The sequence below is a fragment of the Streptomyces sp. Pv4-95 genome (assembly GCF_045782725.1).
Lineage (GTDB): Bacteria > Actinomycetota > Actinomycetes > Streptomycetales > Streptomycetaceae > Streptomyces.
In genome coordinates this window covers 2,308,312-2,325,432 of the sequence record NZ_CP127172.1, presented here as the reverse complement: position 1 = coordinate 2,325,432, position 17,121 = coordinate 2,308,312, and the positions used below count along the sequence as shown (strand labels likewise).

The 17,121-nt window shown below is 72.0% G+C and carries 17 protein-coding genes; 9 read left to right on the top strand and 8 right to left on the bottom strand.

Annotated elements, in window-relative coordinates; all coding sequences use genetic code 11:
• Positions 1–28: 28 nt before the first annotated feature.
• The 5 genes from QOM21_RS10265 to QOM21_RS10245 all read right to left on the bottom strand — a co-directional run bounded on the left by QOM21_RS10265 (position 29) and on the right by QOM21_RS10245 (position 5,606).
• Complete coding sequence (locus QOM21_RS10265; RefSeq protein WP_407549522.1) at positions 29–1,867, bottom strand: FAD-dependent monooxygenase; 1,839 nt, start codon at positions 1,865–1,867, stop codon at positions 29–31.
• A gap of 175 nt (positions 1,868–2,042) precedes the next feature.
• Positions 2,043–2,978, bottom strand: coding sequence for an amino acid ABC transporter permease (locus QOM21_RS10260; RefSeq protein WP_407549520.1), 936 nt, complete (start codon positions 2,976–2,978; stop codon positions 2,043–2,045).
• A 73-nt stretch (positions 2,979–3,051) separates the two neighbouring features.
• Positions 3,052–3,699 carry an amino acid ABC transporter permease gene (locus QOM21_RS10255; RefSeq protein ID WP_407549518.1) on the bottom strand — a complete coding sequence of 216 codons (648 nt, stop codon included), beginning with the start codon at positions 3,697–3,699 and terminating at the stop codon, positions 3,052–3,054.
• A gap of 153 nt (positions 3,700–3,852) precedes the next feature.
• Positions 3,853–4,764, bottom strand: coding sequence for a glutamate ABC transporter substrate-binding protein (locus QOM21_RS10250; RefSeq protein ID WP_407549517.1), 912 nt, complete (start codon positions 4,762–4,764; stop codon positions 3,853–3,855).
• Positions 4,765–4,820: 56 nt separating this feature from the next.
• Complete coding sequence (locus QOM21_RS10245) at positions 4,821–5,606, bottom strand: amino acid ABC transporter ATP-binding protein (RefSeq protein ID WP_407549515.1); 786 nt, start codon at positions 5,604–5,606, stop codon at positions 4,821–4,823.
• A 276-nt stretch (positions 5,607–5,882) separates the two neighbouring features.
• Between QOM21_RS10245 and QOM21_RS10240 the strand changes: the two genes are divergently transcribed.
• The 4 genes from QOM21_RS10240 (at position 5,883) to QOM21_RS10225 (ending at position 9,987) form a co-directional block, all read left to right on the top strand.
• On the top strand, positions 5,883–6,626 hold the full coding sequence (locus QOM21_RS10240) for a response regulator transcription factor (protein WP_407549513.1): 744 nt from the start codon (positions 5,883–5,885) through the stop codon (positions 6,624–6,626).
• 16 nt (positions 6,627–6,642) lie between these two features.
• Positions 6,643–8,058, top strand: a complete 1,416-nt coding sequence (locus QOM21_RS10235; protein ID WP_407549511.1) for a sensor histidine kinase — start codon at positions 6,643–6,645, stop codon at positions 8,056–8,058.
• Positions 8,059–8,283: 225 nt separating this feature from the next.
• Positions 8,284–8,487 (top strand): cold-shock protein, encoded by a 204-nt coding sequence (locus QOM21_RS10230; RefSeq protein WP_398554450.1) that lies wholly within the window; start codon positions 8,284–8,286, stop codon positions 8,485–8,487.
• Positions 8,488–8,631: 144 nt separating this feature from the next.
• A complete protein-coding gene (locus tag QOM21_RS10225; RefSeq protein WP_407549510.1) occupies positions 8,632–9,987 on the top strand; it encodes a DEAD/DEAH box helicase in 1,356 nt (451 codons plus the stop codon).
• Between the two features lie 15 nt (positions 9,988–10,002).
• On the opposite strand, the gene QOM21_RS10220 is transcribed toward QOM21_RS10225, so the two are convergent.
• On the bottom strand, positions 10,003–11,001 hold the full coding sequence (locus tag QOM21_RS10220; RefSeq protein WP_407549508.1) for a TAXI family TRAP transporter solute-binding subunit: 999 nt from the start codon (positions 10,999–11,001) through the stop codon (positions 10,003–10,005).
• A gap of 160 nt (positions 11,002–11,161) precedes the next feature.
• Between QOM21_RS10220 and miaB the strand changes: the two genes are divergently transcribed.
• Both miaB and QOM21_RS10210 read left to right on the top strand, forming a co-directional pair.
• Entirely contained in the window at positions 11,162–12,676 is a 1,515-nt protein-coding gene (miaB, locus tag QOM21_RS10215; protein ID WP_407549506.1) for a tRNA (N6-isopentenyl adenosine(37)-C2)-methylthiotransferase MiaB, read from the top strand.
• A 129-nt stretch (positions 12,677–12,805) separates the two neighbouring features.
• Positions 12,806–13,534, top strand: a complete 729-nt coding sequence (locus QOM21_RS10210; RefSeq protein ID WP_407549505.1) for a class III extradiol dioxygenase subunit B-like domain-containing protein — start codon at positions 12,806–12,808, stop codon at positions 13,532–13,534.
• A 181-nt stretch (positions 13,535–13,715) separates the two neighbouring features.
• Here the strand turns inward: QOM21_RS10210 and QOM21_RS10205 are convergent, their stop codons facing one another.
• Positions 13,716–13,988 (bottom strand): antitoxin, encoded by a 273-nt coding sequence (locus QOM21_RS10205; protein ID WP_407549503.1) that lies wholly within the window; start codon positions 13,986–13,988, stop codon positions 13,716–13,718.
• Positions 13,989–14,046: 58 nt separating this feature from the next.
• Positions 14,047–14,370, bottom strand: coding sequence for a hypothetical protein (locus QOM21_RS10200; RefSeq protein ID WP_407549501.1), 324 nt, complete (start codon positions 14,368–14,370; stop codon positions 14,047–14,049).
• Positions 14,371–14,549: 179 nt separating this feature from the next.
• Here QOM21_RS10200 and miaA point away from each other — a divergent pair, with 179 nt between their 5' ends.
• From miaA to dapF, 3 genes are all read left to right on the top strand, one after another.
• On the top strand, positions 14,550–15,488 hold the full coding sequence (gene miaA / locus QOM21_RS10195; protein ID WP_393893331.1) for a tRNA (adenosine(37)-N6)-dimethylallyltransferase MiaA: 939 nt from the start codon (positions 14,550–14,552) through the stop codon (positions 15,486–15,488).
• A gap of 108 nt (positions 15,489–15,596) precedes the next feature.
• Positions 15,597–16,091, top strand: coding sequence for a hypothetical protein (locus tag QOM21_RS10190; protein WP_407555626.1), 495 nt, complete (start codon positions 15,597–15,599; stop codon positions 16,089–16,091).
• Between the two features lie 93 nt (positions 16,092–16,184).
• Positions 16,185–17,060: a diaminopimelate epimerase gene (gene dapF / locus QOM21_RS10185; protein ID WP_407549499.1), complete on the top strand. Its 876-nt coding sequence runs from the start codon at positions 16,185–16,187 to the stop codon at positions 17,058–17,060.
• The last annotated feature ends 61 nt before the right edge of the window (positions 17,061–17,121 follow it).

The window sequence follows — 17,121 nt, the reverse complement described above, 5'->3', positions numbered from 1 at the left end:
GACCCTCCGCCAGAATCGCGAGCCGTGATCAGTCACCCTCGGAGTGAAGCATGCGTGTTCCCGCACGGTCAACAGCCGGAAGCGCGTCGTGAGCGGATCCGGACCCGGGCGCGGCACCCTCGGCCGGACTGTCCGCCGCGGCCCTGCTCTCGCCGCCCGCGCCGGGCCCCTCGGGAGCGGCGGGCCGTGGCAGCTGCCGCATCCCCTCCCGGTCGGACCCTCCCCGCACCGCGTCCGCGCACGCGTACAGCTCCTCCGGCCGGACGCCGGACAGGGCGGTGACGAGGTGGCCGTCGGGCCGTACGAGCAGCACGGTGTGTGCCGGAGCCCCCGGATAGGACTCCGTGACCAGGACCTCGGCCGGCATCGGCAGCCCGGAGACGGTGCCGGTCAGCCGCGGCATCAGGCCCGCGGACTTCCAGTGCCGCCGGTCCCACACGCCCGTACCGGGCGCCACCAGGACCGCCAGCAGCCCGTGGCCCAGCCGGTCACGCAGCCGGACGACCGAGCCGTCCGACGCGGTCACCGGGACATCGGTGACGGGCGCTCCCGGGAGGGTGCCGACGGGCGTGCCCGCGGCCTGCTCGGCGGTCGGCGCGAGCGGGGAGCGGGCGTACGCCGGCGGTGCGCCCAGCGGGCCCCGGCCCAGATGCCCGTCCGTCAGCATCTCGCAGCGACCGCGCGCGCCGCCCGGCACCAGGGTCCGCCAGCGGGCTCCGCCGCCCTCCCGAAGCAGTGGCAGCACCTGGTCGGCGGCGCGCAGCCGCGCCGCGACCGACCCGCGCCGCTCCGCCTGGTAGCTGTCCAGCAGGGTCTCGGAGCCGCCCTGGTGCCAGGCCAGGCCCAGCTTCCAGGCGAGGTTCTCGGCGTCCCGCAGCCCCTCGTCGAGCCCTTGGGTCCCCAGCGCGCCCAGCAGATGCGCGGCGTCACCGGCGAGAAAGGCACGGCCCAGTCGCCAGCGCCGCGCCAGCCGGTGATGGACGGTGTGGACGCCGGTGTCGAGCAGCTCGTACGGGGGGACCAGCCGCCCGTGGCCGCGCCCTCGGGAGTGCGGGGTGCCGTGGGCGGCCTCGGTGGCGCCGTCCGGCCCGGTCACCGGTTCGTGCGCCCATCCGGCCAGGGAGTCGCGGATCCTGGCGACCAGCGCGTCCGGCGTGACCAGCTCACGACCGGGCGGCAGCAGCCAGTCCAGCCGCCATACGCCGTCGGCCAGCGGGCGGGCGGAGACCTCGCCGCGGGGCCCGCCGTGCCGGGTCGGTGAGCGGTGCAGCAGGGCCTCGCCGGGCCAGGGGAGGTCGGTGCGCAGCGCCGCGACGGCATGCCGTTCGACGGCCGTGCGGCCCGGAAAGCGGATGTCGAGCAGCTTGCGGACCGTCGAGCGGGGGCCGTCGCAGCCGACGAGGTAACTGCCGCGCCACCAGGTCCCGTTGGGCCCGCGGGTGTGGGCGCTGATGCCGCGCTCGTCCTGCTCCAGCTCGGCCAGCCGGCTGCCGGTGACGATCTCGGCGAGCTTCTCGCGGGCGAGGGCGGCGCGCAGCGCGCGGGTCAGGGAGTGCTGGGGGAGGTGGACGGGGGAGGGCGTGGCGGTGGGCGCCGGGTGGTCGAAGACGACGCGCTCCAGCAGCCGGCGGCGGTGCATCGTGCGCCAGGCAGTCCAGCGGGTGCCCGCCGTCTCCAGGGTGTCGGCGCAGCCGAGGCGTCCGACGAATTCCGCGGTCTCCTCGCGGAGCACGGCGGTGCGGGCGGGCCGGGTGTCCTCCTGGCCGGTGGTCTCGTCCAGGACGACCGAAGGGACACCGAGGCGGGCCAGGGAGAGAGCGAGCGAGAGGCCGACCGGGCCGGCCCCGACGACGATCACCGGGTCCACGGCGTGGCTCCCCGAGTCCAGCGGTGCTTACGGGGCGTACGGGAACTGGCAGTTGGAGCCCGGTGCGTGATCACACAGCGTATGCAACCCATTGCGGCCGTCCCCGTCAAGTGACCAAAGGCGGCGGCATGTGCGCCGCCGCCTTCGGGCAGTCCGAGGACAGTCTGTCGTACCGTCAGTCCTTCTTGTCGACCGGCCCGCCGGGGATCGGGTCGTGGACTTCCAGGGCGTCGGTCGCCGCCACCGGCTCACCGGCCTCGGTCACCCCGATGCCCGTCCTGGCCCGGCGGCCGCGCCGCTCGATCCAGTTCGCCAGGGCGGACAGCGCCAGGCACATCGCGACGTAGATGCTGCCGATGACGATGATGACCGGGACGTAGGTGTCGTTGCCGTTGACGATGATGTTGGTGCTCATCAGGCGAGCCGTGTAGAGCAGCTCCTCGAACGTGATGATGTATCCGAGGGAGGTGTCCTTCAGGGTCACCACCAGCTGGCTGATGATCGTCGGCAGCATCGCGCGGACGGCCTGCGGAATCAGCACCGTCGTCATGACCTGCGTCTTGCTCATGCCCAGCGCGTAGGCGGCCTCGCTCTGCCCCTTGGGCACGGAGTTGATGCCGGCCCGCAGCACCTCGGCCTGCACCGAGCCGTTGTAGATCGTCAGGCCGATCACCAGCGCCCAGAACTGCGGCTCGCTGCCGGACAGGCCCAGGCTCTCGCGGTTGCTGAGGAGGATCACCCACAGCGCGTAGATCGTGATCAGCAGGGGGACGGCGCGGAAGAGCTCGATGAAGCCCGTCGCCAGCCAGCGGACCGGCTTGTGGTCGGACAGCCGTGCCACCGCGAGCAGCACGCCCAGGACCAGCGAAAGCACCGCCGCGACCGCGAAGACGGACAGTGTCGTCACCACGCCGTCGCGGATGTTGCTCCGCACACCGGCGTTGTTGAAGATGTTCCACACCTCGGGCTCGAGCTGGCCCTTGGCGCTCAGCCGCATGAACGCGAAAGCGATCAGCGAGAGCACCGCGAGGGAGCCGAGGACGGTGTAGAAGCGGTTGCGTACCTTCGCCTTCGGTCCCGGTACGTCGTAGAGAACGCTGGCGCCGCTCATGCCCTTACCTCGCTCTGTTCCGCCCCGCCTGCGCGTGGCATCCACGTCATGCTGTTCCGCCTGTCACGTCCGCTCATCGGGCGACCCCCATCCGGCGCTCCGCCAGCCGGAAGAGACCGCTGATGGCGAAGGTGATGACGAGGTAGGCGAGCGCGGTCCACAGGAAGATCCAGGCGATCGCGTACCCCTTGTCGTTCAGCAGCTTGGAGACGTTGAACAGCTCGCTGTAGCCGAACGCTCCGGCGATCGCGGAGTTCTTCGTCAGCGCGATGAAGATGCTGCTCAGCGGCGGCAGAACGGTGCGTGTGGCCTGCGGGAGCACGATCTCGCGCAGCGTCTGGGAGAACGTCATGCCGATGCTGCGGGCGGCCTCGGCCTGGCCCAGGGGCACGGTGTTGATACCGGACCGGACCGCCTCGCACACGAAGGAGGAGGTGTAGAAGCCGAGGGCCAGGGTGGCGAGGATGTACGGGCTCGCCCCCTGGAAGAGGATCTGGGGAACGACGAAGAACGCGACGAGGAAGAGCAGCGTCAGCGGCGTGTTGCGCAGCACCGTGACCCAGGCCGTCCCGAAAGCGCGCAGCGGCGGGATCGGAGAGACCCGGAAACCGGCTATGAGAACGCCGAGTACCAGGGCGAGCAGCGCGCTGGACGCGGTGATCGCCAGGGTTCCGAGGAATCCGTCGCGGAACTCGGGCAGATAATCGAGGAGTACGTTCATGAGGTCTCCGCGGTAGCGGTCAGGTCGACGGCGGGAAGGGGCCGGTGCGGACGTCGGCGCGGGGCCGTCGGTGCGGGCCGGAAGACAGCGCGCCCCGTACACCCGCCGCGGCGGGCGTACGGGGCGGCGCAGTCGGAGAGATGCGCGGGCGCCTCAGTAGCGCGGAAGCGGCGTCTCCGGGGCGACGTAGGACGAGCCCGACTTGCCGAGCGTGCCTTCGTACGCCTTCTTGTAGTCACCGTTCTTGATGTGGCTCTCCAGCGCGTCGGTGATCGCGTTGCGCAGGGCCTTGTCGTCCTTGAGCATGCCGACGCCGTAGGGCTCCTTGGTGAACGGCTTCTCGACCACCTTGAGCTTCTCGGGCCGCTGGGCGGCGTAGCCCTTGAGGATCGCGTCGTCGGTGGTGACCGCGTCGACCGCGCCGTCCAGCAGGAGCTTGACGCAGTCGGAGTACTTCGACTGCTCGTTGGTGTCGGCGCCGTACTTCGGCTTCTTGATCTCCTGGAGCGGAGTGGAGCCGACGATCGAGCAGACCTTCTTGCCCTTGAGCGAGTCCGGGCCCTTGATGGCCTTGTCGTCCTTGCGCACCAGGAGGTCCGCGCCGGCCGTGTAGTACGGGCCCGCGAAGCCGACCTGCTTCTTGCGCTCGTCGTTGATCGTGTACGTACCGACGTAGTAGTCCACCGAGCCGTTGGAGATGGTGGTCTCACGGACGTTGGAGTCGATCGTCTTGAAGGTGATCTGCTTCTCGGAGAAACCGAGGTCGGCCGCGACCATCTTGGCGATCTCGATGTCGAAACCGGAGTACTTGCCGGTCGCCGGGTCCTTGAAGCCGAGGAACGGCTGGTCGGCCTTGACGCCAATGGTGATCTTCTTGGCCTTCTGGGCCTTCTTCAGCACCGCCGAGTCGATCTTCGGCGCCGAGGCGACCTTGTACTTGCCGCTGAAGAGATCGCCACCGGCGGGCTTGTCGCCGGCCGTACCCGACTCGCCGCCACACGCGGTCGCCGTCGCCGCCAGAGCGAGCACCACCGCACCCGCAGCGGCCGTCTTACGAATCCTCATGGTGAACATCCTTTGGTTCAACAAGTGTTGGCAAACATGGTGGCCCAACTGCGGCCTCAGTGGTGAAGGATCTTCGACAGGAAGTCCTTCGCCCGGTCGCTGCGCGGGTTGTTGAAGAACTGGTTCGGCTCGGCTTCCTCGACGATGCGGCCGTCCGCCATGAAGACGACGCGGTTCGCCGCGGAGCGGGCGAAGCCCATCTCATGGGTGACGACGACCATCGTCATGCCGTCCCGGGCGAGCTGCTGCATGACCTCCAGCACCTCATTGATCATCTCCGGGTCCAGCGCCGAGGTCGGCTCGTCGAAGAGCATGACCTTCGGGTCCATGGCCAGCGCACGGGCGATCGCCACGCGCTGCTGCTGACCACCGGACAGCTGGGCGGGGTACTTGTCCGCCTGCGTGCCGACGCCCACCCGGTCCAGGAGGGCGCGGGCCTTCTTCTCCGCGGCCGCCTTGTCCGTCCGGCGGACCTTGGTCTGCCCCAGCATCACGTTCTCGAGCACGGTCTTGTGCGCGAAGAGGTTGAAGGACTGGAAGACCATTCCCACGTCGGCGCGCAGTCGCGCCAGCTCACGCCCCTCCTGCGGCAGTGCCTTGCCGTCGATGCTGATGCTGCCGGTGTCGATCGTCTCCAGGCGGTTGATCGTGCGGCAGAGCGTCGACTTGCCGGACCCCGAGGGCCCGATCACGACGACGACCTCGCCGCGGCGGATCGTCAGGTCGATGTCCTGGAGCACGTGCAGCGCGCCGAAGTGCTTGTTCACGTTGTCCAGCACGACCAGCTGATCCCCTGCCGGCGCGGGACCCTCGGCGTTCTTGGTCACCGATACTTCGCTCATCGGCGTGTAGCTCCGTCCTCCTCGGTTGTGGAGGACCCTAGTAACGGCCTTCGACCAGCGTCATTACATCTGAGGGGAAATTGAGCATAACGATCCGGCCGCAAAGGGACACACTGGGTGAAAGACCTACGACAGTGCGTGTCCGGTGCCGGCATGCCCCCGGCGTACCGGCTGGGTAACGGATGGCGTCGCGGGGGTGGCCTCCCCTTGACGCGCACACCACCTATCGCCGTAGATGCCCTGTGGCCTGTACGCACGGAACCGAGGAGGAGGCCGATGAGACTGCTGCTCGTCGAGGACGACGATCATGTCGCCGCGGCCCTGTCCGCCGTGCTCGCCAAGCACGGCGTCGCGGTCGTGCACGCACGCAGCGGCGAGGAGGCCCTGCAGGCGCTGCTGCCCCACGACACGGAGCCGTTCGCCGTGGTGCTCCTCGATCTCGGCCTGCCCGACCAGGACGGCTTCGAGGTGTGCGGCCGGATCCGCAAGCTCTGCGCCATCCCGGTGATCATGGTCACCGCGCGCTCGGACGTGCGCTCGCGCATCCACGGCCTCAATCTCGGCGCCGACGACTACGTCGTCAAGCCCTATGACACCGGCGAACTGCTCGCCCGTATCCACGCGGTGAGCCGGCGCAACGCCTCCGGCGGCCCCGACCAGCAGGCCGAGGAGAGCCCCGGCGGCGGTGACGCGGTGCGGCTCGGCGCGGTCAGCGTCGAACTCTCCACCCGCCAGGTGTCCGTGGACGGCACCGCGGTCCCGCTCACCCGCAAGGAGTTCGACCTGCTCGCCCTCCTCGCCCAGCGCCCCGGTGTGGTCTTCCGCCGGGAGCAGATCATCAGCGAGGTGTGGCGCACGAGTTGGGAGGGCACCGGCCGGACCCTGGAGGTGCACATCGCCTCGCTCCGCGCCAAGCTGCGGATGCCCGCGCTGATCGAGACCGTCCGCGGCGTCGGCTACCGCCTGGTCGTCCCGGCCCCCGCCGCTCCGGGCACGCCGCCCGCCTCGCCGGCGTCCTGAAGGCCGCCGCGAGCACGTGCGCACCCGACTCCTTCCGCTCCTCATCGTCCTCATGGCCGGTGTGCTGCTCGCGCTCGGCATCCCGCTCGGCGTCATCACGGCCGGGGTGGAGCAGCAGCGGGTCGTCGTCGACCGGATCGACGACGCCGCGCGGTTCGCCTCCCTGGCCCAGTTCGTCACCGCCCGCCCCGAATCCGACACGGCGGTAAAGAGCCCCGACGAGGACGAGCGGCGCAACACCCTGCGCTCCGAGCTGGCCCGCTACCACGACCTCTACGGCATCCGCGCCGGCGTCTTCTACCGCGATCACACCCCGATGGCCGCGGCCCCCGGCGACCTGCCGGTGCCCCGCGACCGCGAAGGCGCCCAGGCGTTCCGCGAGGCGCTGGCCGGCCGCCGCAGCCACGACCCGCGGCAGATCTGGCCCTGGGACCGAGACGGCCGCATCCCCGTCGCCTCGCCCGTCATCCGGGACGGTGACGTGGTCGCGGTCGTCGTCACCGACTCGCCCACCGCGCAGATGCGTTCGCACATCGTGGACGGCTGGCTGACCATCGCGGCGGGGGTGTGCGCCGCCATGCTCCTCGCCGTCGCCGCGGCCTTCCGCCTCACCGGCTGGGTGCTGCGCCCGGTGCGGGTGCTGGACGCGGCCAGCCACGACATCGCCACCGGCCGGATGAAGTCCCGGGTCGCCGCCACCGCGGGCCCACCCGAACTGCGCCGCCTGGCCCGCTCGTTCAACGAGATGGCCGACAACGTCGAGGACGTCCTGGAACAGCAGCGTGCCTTCGTCGCCGACGCCTCCCACCAACTGCGCAACCCGCTCTCCGCGCTCCTCCTGCGCATCGAGCTGCTCGCCCTCGAGCTCCCCGACGGCAACGAGGAGATCGCCTCGGTCCGCACCGAGGGCAAGCGCCTGGCGCATGTCCTCGACGACCTCCTCGACCTCGCCCTCGCCGAGCACACCCCCGCCGATCTCCAGCTCACCGACGTCGCCGCGCTGGCCGTCGAACGCGTCGGCTCCTGGCGCCCGCTGGCCGACGACAAGGGCGTCCGGCTGACGTACGAGGGCCACAGCGCCGTCACCGGCTGGGCCGATCCGATCGCCCTCTCCAGCGCGCTCGACGCGGTCGTCGACAACGCCCTGAAGTTCACCCCGCCCGGCGAACCGGTCACCGTCGCGGTCGCCGCGGACGGCGAGAGCGTCCGCGTCACCGTCGCCGACCGCGGTCCCGGGCTGACCGAGGACGAGCTGGCGCGGATCGGCGACCGCTTCTGGCGCAGCGGCCGCCACCAGAACGTCTCCGGATCGGGTCTGGGGCTGTCGATCACCCGTGCGCTGCTCGCCGCGGGCGGTGCCGGCCTCGCCTTCGCTCCGCACCCGCCGCACGGTCTCCGGGTCACCGTCACCGTGCCGCGCAACGCACCGTGAACCCCGGCCCTGCCCGGCCACCAGGGCATTCGCCGCATCACCACCGGAATCTGTGCTAACGTGAACAGCGTTGCAGTTGTGGTACCCATGAACTTTGTGCGCGCCCGGAGGCTTGTAGCCCCGGGCGTTCATTGTTTTCCGGACCTTTCCGGTGTGGGGCAATCATCTCGGCGACATGGAGTCCGCGAAGTGCGGTCTCCGGTTTGCCCCATGAAGGAGAAAAACATGGCTACTGGCACCGTGAAGTGGTTCAACTCGGAAAAGGGCTTCGGCTTCCTCGAGCAGGACGGCGGCGGCCCGGACGTCTTCGCCCACTACTCGAACATCCAGGCTCAGGGCTTCCGTGAGCTGCTGGAGGGCCAGAAGGTCTCGTTCGACGTGACCCAGGGCCCCAAGGGCCCGCAGGCGGAGAACATCGTCCCCGCCTGACGCACCCCGCGTCTCGCGTACGGGGCCCGCACCGGCAGGCCGGTGCGGGCCCCGTCCCGTGTGTACGGACGCCGGAGCGTGACATGCGGATCACGGCGTGCGAGATCGTGACGACCCACCAGCGCCTCCCCTGAAGGGCCTTCAGTGACACGAGCGACCGCACCGCGACAGAGCGCCGCCCCGCAGACGCCCGCACCGGCGTCTCCTCCTCCGCCCGCCGGCTCCTTCGACGAGCTGCCGCTGGCACCGGCCCTCCTCTCCGCGCTGCGTGCGCAGGGCGTCACCGAGCCCTTCCCCATCCAGGCCGCCACCCTCCCCGCGACCCTCGCCGGCCGGGATGTGCTCGGCCGCGGACGCACCGGCTCCGGCAAGACCCTCGCCTTCGGCCTCGCGATGCTGCACCGCACCGCCGGCAAGCGCGCCGTGAGCAAGCGCCCGCTGGCGCTGGTGCTCGTACCCACCCGTGAACTGGCCGGCCAGGTCTCCGACGCGCTCGCGCCGTACGCGGCCGCGCTGGAGCTGCGAACCGCCACCGTCGTCGGCGGCACCTCGATCAGCCGCCAGGTCGACGCGCTGCGCAAGGGCACCGAGGTGCTGGTCGCCACCCCCGGACGGCTCGCCGACCTGCTGGACCGCCGGGCCTGCAAGCTGGACCAGGTCGCCGTCACCGTCCTCGACGAGGCCGACCAGATGACCGACATGGGCTTCCTGCCGCAGGTGACCCGGCTGATGGAGAAGGTCGACCCCAACGGCCAGCGCATGCTGTTCTCGGCCACCCTCGACCGCAATGTCGACAAGCTCGTCCGGCGCTTCCTGACCGACCCGGTCACCCACTCCGTCGACCCGTCGGCCGCGACGGTCACCACCATGGACCACCACGTCCTGTACGTGAACGACGTCGACAAGCGCGCCACCGCCACCGAGATCGCCGCCCGCGACGGCCGCGTGATCATGTTCGTCGACACCAAGCGCGGCGCCGACCGGCTCACCAAGCACCTGCTCGCCCAAGGCGTGCGCGCCGCCGCGCTGCACGGCGGCAAGTCCCAGCCGCAGCGCACCCGCACGCTGGAGCAGTTCCGCACCGGCGACGCCTCGGCGCTGATCGCCACCAACGTCGCCGCCCGCGGGATCCACATCGACGGCCTCGACCTGGTCGTCAACGTCGATCCGCCGACCGAGGCCAAGGACTATCTGCACCGCGGCGGCCGCACCGCACGGGCCGGCGAGTCCGGCACCGTCGTCACCCTCGTCACGCCCGGCCAGCGCCGGGACATGACCCGGCTGATGCGGCAGGCGCAGATCACCCCGGGCACCGCCGAGGTCGCCCCCGGCGACACCGAGTTGATACGGATCACCGGCGCGCGCACACCGAACGGTGTCCCGATCGTGACCGCTGCGCCCGCCACGGCGGCGTCCGCCGGCGCCGCGGGCAACGGCGGCAGGAGCCGCCCCCGCCGCAGCAGGCCCGCGCGCCGCTCCGCCGGGACGCCGCGGAGCTGACCCGGGGACGTGGCGTCAGGGCTTGACCGACACGTAATAGCGCCGGGCGCCCTGATGCAGCGCCAGCGGATCGGTGAAGACCGCCGTCCGCAGATCCACCTTCTGGGCGGCGTGCACCTCCCGCCCGATCCGGTCGCGGCTGTCGATGACGGTCCGCGTGATGCCCTCGGTCAGCGCGGCATCCGCCCGGTCCGTCGTCACCAGCAGGTTGGCCACCGCGATGGTCTTCACCGCCTGCCCGTCCTGCACCAGCGGATAGGCGTCGGCGGGCATCACCGCGGCCCGGTAGTAGCGGGTGCGCTCGCCCTGCCGGTGCAGCGCCGGGCTCAGATCACCGAGCTGCACCAGGCGGACCGGGAACCGCTGCGCCAGGTGCTGCACCGCCGTCGTCGGCAGCCCGCCCGACCAGAAGAAAGCGTCCAGCTCACCGCGCTCCAGCAGCCCCGGCATCCGGTCGATACCGACCCGCACCGGCTCGATGTCCTTGTCGAAGTCCAGCCCCGCCGCCTCCAGCAGCCGCCGGGTGATCAGCTGTACGCCCGAGCCGTCCGCCCCGACACCGACCCGCAGCCGGCGCAGCTCCTTGGTCGAGCGGACCGGGGAGTCCTTCGGGACGACCAGCTGCATGTAGTCGTCGTACAGCCGCGCGCAGGCCCGCAGCCGTGCGGCGCCCGGCTCGCCCCTGCTGCGGTACGTCGACACCGCGTCGGCCGTCGCGATGGCGAATCCCGCGCGCCCGGCGACCAGCTGCCGCAGGTTGTCTATGGACCCCTCACTGCGGGCCAGCCGCAGGTCGACCTCGGGCATGTCGCGGGCCATGTCCTGCTTCAGCAGCTCCCCGTAGCGCGCGTACACCCCGGTCGGTACCCCGGTCGCCAGGGTCACCTTCCCGCCGGGGGAGGGGGCCGCACCCGTCGACAGCAGCCACCACAGCAGCATGCCGAGCGCGACCGATGCCGCGACGGTCAGCTGGAGGGCCCGGCGGCCGAAGGCGCGGGGGAGTGCGGAGACCATGGGCGGGATCCTGCCAGCAGTGACGCCCGAATGGGAGGGGGTGCCGCTGCCGCACGGCTCCCGGCCGCCCGTCGTGCCGTCCGCGCGGCCCGCGGGCCCCGGGTCCGGGCAGCCCGCTCCGGAGTCGGGAGGCACTCCGGACACCGCCTACCCTTGACGCATGAGCAGCAGTGACCGGAGCCAGGCAGTGGGCGTCAAGCGCAGTTATGAGATCCGCACCTACGGGTGCCAGATGAACGTCCACGACTCCGAGCGGCTGTCGGGCTTGCTGGAGGACGCCGGATACGTCCCCGCGCCCAAGGACGCCGAAGGTGCCGACGTGGTCGTCTTCAACACCTGCGCCGTGCGGGAGAACGCCGACAACCGGCTCTACGGCAACCTCGGGCAGCTCGCCCCGAAGAAGGCCGCCCGACCGGGCATGCAGATCGCCGTCGGCGGCTGCCTCGCCCAGAAGGACCGCGACACCATCGTCAAGAAGGCCCCCTGGGTCGACGTGGTCTTCGGAACGCACAACATCGGCAAGCTGCCGGTGCTGCTGGAGCGTGCGCGCGTCCAGGAGGAGGCGCAGGTCGAGATCGCCGAATCGCTGGAGGCGTTCCCGTCCACCCTGCCCACCCGCCGCGAGAGCGCCTACGCGGCCTGGGTCTCCATCTCGGTCGGCTGCAACAACACCTGCACCTTCTGCATCGTCCCGGCGCTGCGTGGCAAGGAGAAGGACCGCCGGCCCGGCGACATCCTCGCCGAGGTCGAGGCGCTGGTCGCCGAGGGCGTCAGCGAGATCACCCTGCTCGGCCAGAACGTCAACGCCTACGGCTCCGACATCGGTGACCGCGAGGCGTTCAGCAAGCTGCTGCGCGCCTGCGGCGCGATCGAGGGCCTGGAGCGGGTGCGCTTCACCTCCCCGCACCCGCGTGACTTCACCGACGACGTCATCGCCGCCATGGCCGAGACGCCCAACGTCATGCCGCAGCTCCACATGCCGCTGCAGTCCGGCTCCGACTCGGTCCTCAAGGCCATGCGCCGCTCCTACCGCCAGGAGCGCTTCCTCGGCATCATCGAGAAGGTGCGGGCGGCGATGCCGGACGCCGCCATCTCCACCGACATCATCGTCGGCTTCCCGGGGGAGACCGAGGAGGACTTCGCGCAGACGCTGCACACGGTCCGCGAGTCCCGCTTCGCGCAGGCGTTCACCTTCCAGTACTCCAAGCGCCCGGGGACGCCCGCCGCCGACATGGACGGCCAGATCCCCAAGGCCGTCGTCCAGGAGCGCTACGAGCGCCTGGTCGCCCTCCAGGAGGAGATCTCCTGGGCGGAGAACAAGAAGCAGGTCGGCCGCACCCTGGAGGTCATGGTCGCCGAGGGTGAGGGCCGCAAGGACGACGCGACCCGGCGCCTGTCCGGCCGGGCCCCCGACAACCGCCTCGTCCACTTCACCCGCCCCGAGGAGCCGGTGCGCCCCGGCGACATGGTGACCGTCGACATCACCTACGCCGCACCGCACCACCTCCTCGCCGAGGGCGCGACCCGGACGGTGCGCCGCACCCGCGCCGGTGACGCCTGGGAGAAGCGCAACGCCGCCCCGGCCGAGAAGCCCCAGGGCGTGCTGCTGGGCCTGCCCACCATCGGCGCCCCGGCGCCCGCCCCGGCCCCCACGTCGGGCTGCGGCTGCGACTGACCGGCCCCTCGCCGGGGCGGCCCGACCCTCGGGGCGGGCCGCCCTTGCCGGAGCCGGCCTGCCCTGCGGCGGACGGCAGAACCGCAGGCGGGGCGGGTTGCCCGCATCCCGGGCGTTACGCTGCGTGGCATGCTCGTAGCCGCCGCCATCTGCCCCTGCCCGCCGCTGCTCGTCCCGGAGGTCGCCGCCGGTGCCGCGCCCGAGTTGGAGGCGCTGCGTGCCGCCTCCTTCGACGCGGTCGGCGTGCTCGCCGCGGCAAGGCCGGACCGGCTGATCGTCATCGGCCCGGCCGAACAGGCGGGCCGCGGCCCCCACCCGCAGGGCGCCGTCGGCTCCTTCCGCGGCTTCGGGGTGGAGCTGGAGGTGCCGCTGGGTGCTGTGTCCCCCGGGTCACCCGGGTCCCCCGGGGCCGAGCGGGAGCTCCCGCCGTCGCTGACCGTCGGTGCCTGGCTGCTGTCGCGTACGGAGTGGGCGGACGCCCCCGTCGAGGGCCTCGGGGTCGGCGAGCCGCTGGCCCGCGACCGGTGCCTGCCGGTGGGCCGCGAGATCGCCGCATCCGCGGAGCGGGTCGCGCTCCTGGTGATGGGGGACGGCAGCGCCTGCCGGTCGGTGAAGGCGCCGGGATACTTCGACGAGCGTGCCGAGGGCTTCGATACAGCGGCCGCACGCGCGCTGGGAGCCGCCGACATCGCCGCGCTGAGGGCGCTCGACGAGGAGCTGGCCTTCGACCTCCGGGCGTCCGGGAGGGCCTGCTGGCAGGTGCTGGCGGGCGCGGCAGAGGGCGCGGGGCTCCAGGGTCGGCTGCTGCGCGAGGAGGCGCCCTACGGCGTCGGCTACTTCGCGGCGACGTGGTCCTGACCGCCGGAGCCTGCCGCGGGAGTGGATCCGTCCACGAGAGCGGCCCCGATCGCCCGGGGACAGCTCCCCGTGGGGACGTACGGCGACGGCCGCGAGGTGAATCACCTCGCGGCCGTCGCCGTCTTCGCGTGCCGTGCACCGGCTCCGGCGCGGCTCCCCGCGCCAAGACCTGCTCACCGCCTCAGGAAGGCCCCTTGTCGGGCCACTGGGCGCGTTTGGCGGGTCCCGGGCCGTGCGAATGCTCCGCCTGCTCCGAAAGCCGCTCCAGCGCGTGCTTGGCCTTGCCGGTTCCGGAACGGATCCGGCTGCTGTACTTGCCCTTGGTCTTCTCGTCGACCGTCCTGGCGGCCTTCTCCAGACCGGACTCGATCTTGTCGTGATGCTGCTGGGCGAAGTCGCCGGCCCGGCCCTTCAGGTGGTCGGCACCGGTCTTGAGATTCTCCTTCAGGCCCATTACGGCGCTCCCTTCTCCCTGCTGCCGAAGCTTGTGAAACGATCCTCCGCCGCCGGAATTACTTCCGGGCACCCTTGTCGGTCTCGCTGTCCGACACCGACTGCTGGCGAGGAATCTCCGGGCTCGCGGCCGCCCCGATGGCCCCGTCGGCACCCGGCTCGTCCGCCGTGGCGGTCTCACCGGACACCTCCGCCGGCTCCTCCGGGGCGCCGGCGGCCTCCGAGGACGCCTCGGCGGCCTGCGCGGCCCCGCTGCCCTCGGCGTCGTCGGCCGGGGCGGCGGAATCCTCGGGCGACGTTCCTTCCGCCCTCACCTCCGCTGCTCCGTTCTCCTCCGTCGCCGCATCGGACCGGCGGCGGCGAAAGCGGGAAAATACACCCATAACTGCTCCTATCCTATGCATTCAGGTGAAATCCCTCGCCACCCGGAGCGTCCCATTGCGCCGCCCGCGGGCGCCGGTCGTGCACCGGCTCTCGGGACCTCGAATGGGCAACGACCCCATAGGTGGCCCGTCACGTCGCTCGTTCGAGAGGGCGGCCCGATGTTTGCGAGACTGACGGGGTGAACACCGCCGTTCCCGCTCCGCGGGTCATCGCCGTCGTCGGCCCCACCGCTGCCGGAAAGTCCGATCTGGGCGTCGCGCTCGCCCGGCACCTGGGCGGCGAGGTCATCAACGCCGACTCCATGCAGCTCTACCGGGGCATGGACATCGGCACCGCCAAACTCACCCCGGACGAGCAGCAGGGCATCCCGCACCGCCTCCTCGACATCTGGGACGTGACCCGCGCGGCCAGCGTCGCCGAGTACCAGCAGCTGGCGCGCGCCGAGATCGACCGTCTCCTCGCCGAGGGCCGCACCCCGGTCCTCGTCGGCGGCTCCGGCCTGTACGTCCGCGGCGCCATCGACGCCCTCGACTTCCCCGGCACCGATCCGGAGGTGCGCGCCCGGCTGGAGGCCGAGCTGGCGGAGCTGGGCAGCGGCGCCCTGCACGCCCGGCTCACCGCCGCCGACCCCGAGGCGGGCCGGGCGATCCTGGCCGGGAACGGCCGCCGCATCGTGCGCGCCCTGGAAGTCATCGAGATCACCGGCCGGCCCTTCACCGCCAACCTCCCCCGCCACGAAGCGGTCTACGACACCCTGCAGATCGGCGTCGACGTCGAGCGCCCCGAACTGGACGAGCGGATCGCGCTGCGGGTGGACCGCATGTGGGAGGCCGGGCTGGTCGACGAGGTGCGCCGCCTGGAGGGCGAGGGGCTGCGCGAGGGCCGTACGGCCTCCCGCGCGCTCGGCTACCAGCAGGTGCTGGCCCAGCTGGCCGGAGAGTGCACCGAGCAGGCCGCGCGCGAGGAGACGGTGCGCGCCACCAAGCGCTTCGCGCGCCGTCAGGACTCGTGGTTCCGCCGGGACCCGCGCGTCCACTGGCTGAGCGGCGCCGCGGACCGAAGGGCGGAACTTCCCGGGCAGGCGCTGGCGTTGCTCGAACGACCGGTCACAGCCTGATCACGTCATGGCATCGGGACGCTCCGGCCGTCATCCGGCCCCCTGAGGGCGTGTCATCATCGACCTTCGATCGAGGCGTGCAATCTGCAGTGGGGAGGGCGCGTGGCAATGAAGGCCGGCCCTCGTAACGGAGCGCAGCAGCCGGACCGCGACGGCGCCGACACGGCACCGCTGACCGCGGACGGTCCCGACGGCATGGCAGAGCAGGCCGCGCTGGACGACTCCGACGGTCCGGATGCGGATGACGGTCCCGCCGAGGACGGCGCGTCCTTCCGGGAGCTGCGCCCGCCGCGCAGACTGCGGCTGTGGCAGCTCGCGCCGATCGTGGTGCTGGCGGCCGTCGGCTCGCTGATGTTCGCCTTCCCCCTGGCCTTCGAGCTCGGCGGCGACGGCGGCGCGGTGATCGCGATGCTCGGTCTGCTGCTGTGCTGCTGCGCCGCGGGCTGGGGCATGATGGCCGCCCGCCGGGTGGGCCACACCTGGCCCGGCCTGCCGGTCCGCGGCTCCGGACGGCGTACCGACTGGCGTGTCGTCCTGATCTACACCGCGGTGGTGACCGTCCTGGCGGCCCTTGCCATCTGGCGCGTGGCCCGCCTGCGCTGACGCGTCCCGCACCGTGCCGGGACCCGGCCGCCCCTCGCGGGGCCCGTTGCCCCACCCGCGCCGATCGCCCCGCCACCCCCGTACGATTCAAGGGTGACCACCGCACAGCGCATCACCTTCCTCAAGGGCCACGGCACCGAGAACGACTTCGTGATCGTTCCCGACCCGGACGGCCGGCTCGACCTGTCCGCGGCCGCGGTCGCCCGGATCTGCGACCGCCGGGCCGGACTCGGCGGCGACGGCGTGCTCCGCGTCGTACGGTCCGCCGCGCACCCGGAGGCACGCGCCCTGGCCGACGAGGCCGAGTGGTTCATGGACTACCGCAACGGCGACGGTTCGATCGCCGAGATGTGCGGCAACGGCGTCCGCGTCTTCGCGCGCTACCTGCTGCACGCCGGGCTGGCCGAGGCGGGCGACCTCGCGATCGCCACCCGCGCCGGCATCCGCCGTGTGCACGTCGCCAAGACCGGCGATGTCACTGTCTCCATGGGCCGCGCCGAGCTGCCCGCGGAGGGCGTCGTGGTCACCCTGGACGGCCGCAGCTGGCCGGCCCGCAACGTGAACATGGGCAATCCGCACGCCGTCGCGTTCGTCGAGGACCTGGCCCACGCCGGTGACCTGCTGAGCGTTCCGCCGTTCAGCCCAGCGGCGGTTTATCCCGACGGCGTGAACATCGAGTTCGTCGCCGACCGCGGCCCGCGGCACGTGGCGATGCGCGTCCACGAGCGCGGCTCCGGCGAGACCCGCTCCTGCGGCACCGGCGCCTGCGCGGTCGCCGTCGCCACCGCGCGCCGGGACGGTGTGGACCCCTCCGAGACCGGGACTCCCGTCACGTACACCGTCGATGTGCTCGGCGGCAGCCTCTCGATCACCGAGCTGCCGGACGGCACCGTCGAGATGACGGGCCCGGCCGTGATCGTCGCCGAGGGCACCTTCGAGCCGGACTGGCTGTCCGCCTCCCTGGCCTGACGCACCTCATCGCGGGGCCCCGACCGGGCGCCCCGCAGCCACGGCAGGTGGCCTTCGCGGG

What these genes read in the sequence shown, in the direction of transcription:
- QOM21_RS10245 (WP_407549515.1), bottom strand. Translation starts at nt 5,606, where the DNA reads ATGAGCGAAGTATCGGTGACCAAGAACGCCGAGGGTCCCGCGCCGGCA.
- QOM21_RS10230 (WP_398554450.1), top strand. Translation starts at nt 8,284, where the DNA reads ATGGCTACTGGCACCGTGAAGTGGTTCAACTCGGAAAAGGGCTTCGGC.
- QOM21_RS10220 (WP_407549508.1), bottom strand. Translation starts at nt 11,001, where the DNA reads ATGGTCTCCGCACTCCCCCGCGCCTTCGGCCGCCGGGCCCTCCAGCTG.
- miaB (WP_407549506.1), top strand. Translation starts at nt 11,162, where the DNA reads ATGAGCAGCAGTGACCGGAGCCAGGCAGTGGGCGTCAAGCGCAGTTAT.
- QOM21_RS10240 (WP_407549513.1), top strand. Translation starts at nt 5,883, where the DNA reads ATGAGACTGCTGCTCGTCGAGGACGACGATCATGTCGCCGCGGCCCTG.
- QOM21_RS10205 (WP_407549503.1), bottom strand. Translation starts at nt 13,988, where the DNA reads ATGGGCCTGAAGGAGAATCTCAAGACCGGTGCCGACCACCTGAAGGGC.
- QOM21_RS10200 (WP_407549501.1), bottom strand. Translation starts at nt 14,370, where the DNA reads ATGGGTGTATTTTCCCGCTTTCGCCGCCGCCGGTCCGATGCGGCGACG.
- QOM21_RS10210 (WP_407549505.1), top strand. Translation starts at nt 12,806, where the DNA reads ATGCTCGTAGCCGCCGCCATCTGCCCCTGCCCGCCGCTGCTCGTCCCG.
- QOM21_RS10190 (WP_407555626.1), top strand. Translation starts at nt 15,597, where the DNA reads ATGAAGGCCGGCCCTCGTAACGGAGCGCAGCAGCCGGACCGCGACGGC.
- QOM21_RS10250 (WP_407549517.1), bottom strand. Translation starts at nt 4,764, where the DNA reads ATGAGGATTCGTAAGACGGCCGCTGCGGGTGCGGTGGTGCTCGCTCTG.
- QOM21_RS10260 (WP_407549520.1), bottom strand. Translation starts at nt 2,978, where the DNA reads ATGAGCGGCGCCAGCGTTCTCTACGACGTACCGGGACCGAAGGCGAAG.
- QOM21_RS10255 (WP_407549518.1), bottom strand. Translation starts at nt 3,699, where the DNA reads ATGAACGTACTCCTCGATTATCTGCCCGAGTTCCGCGACGGATTCCTC.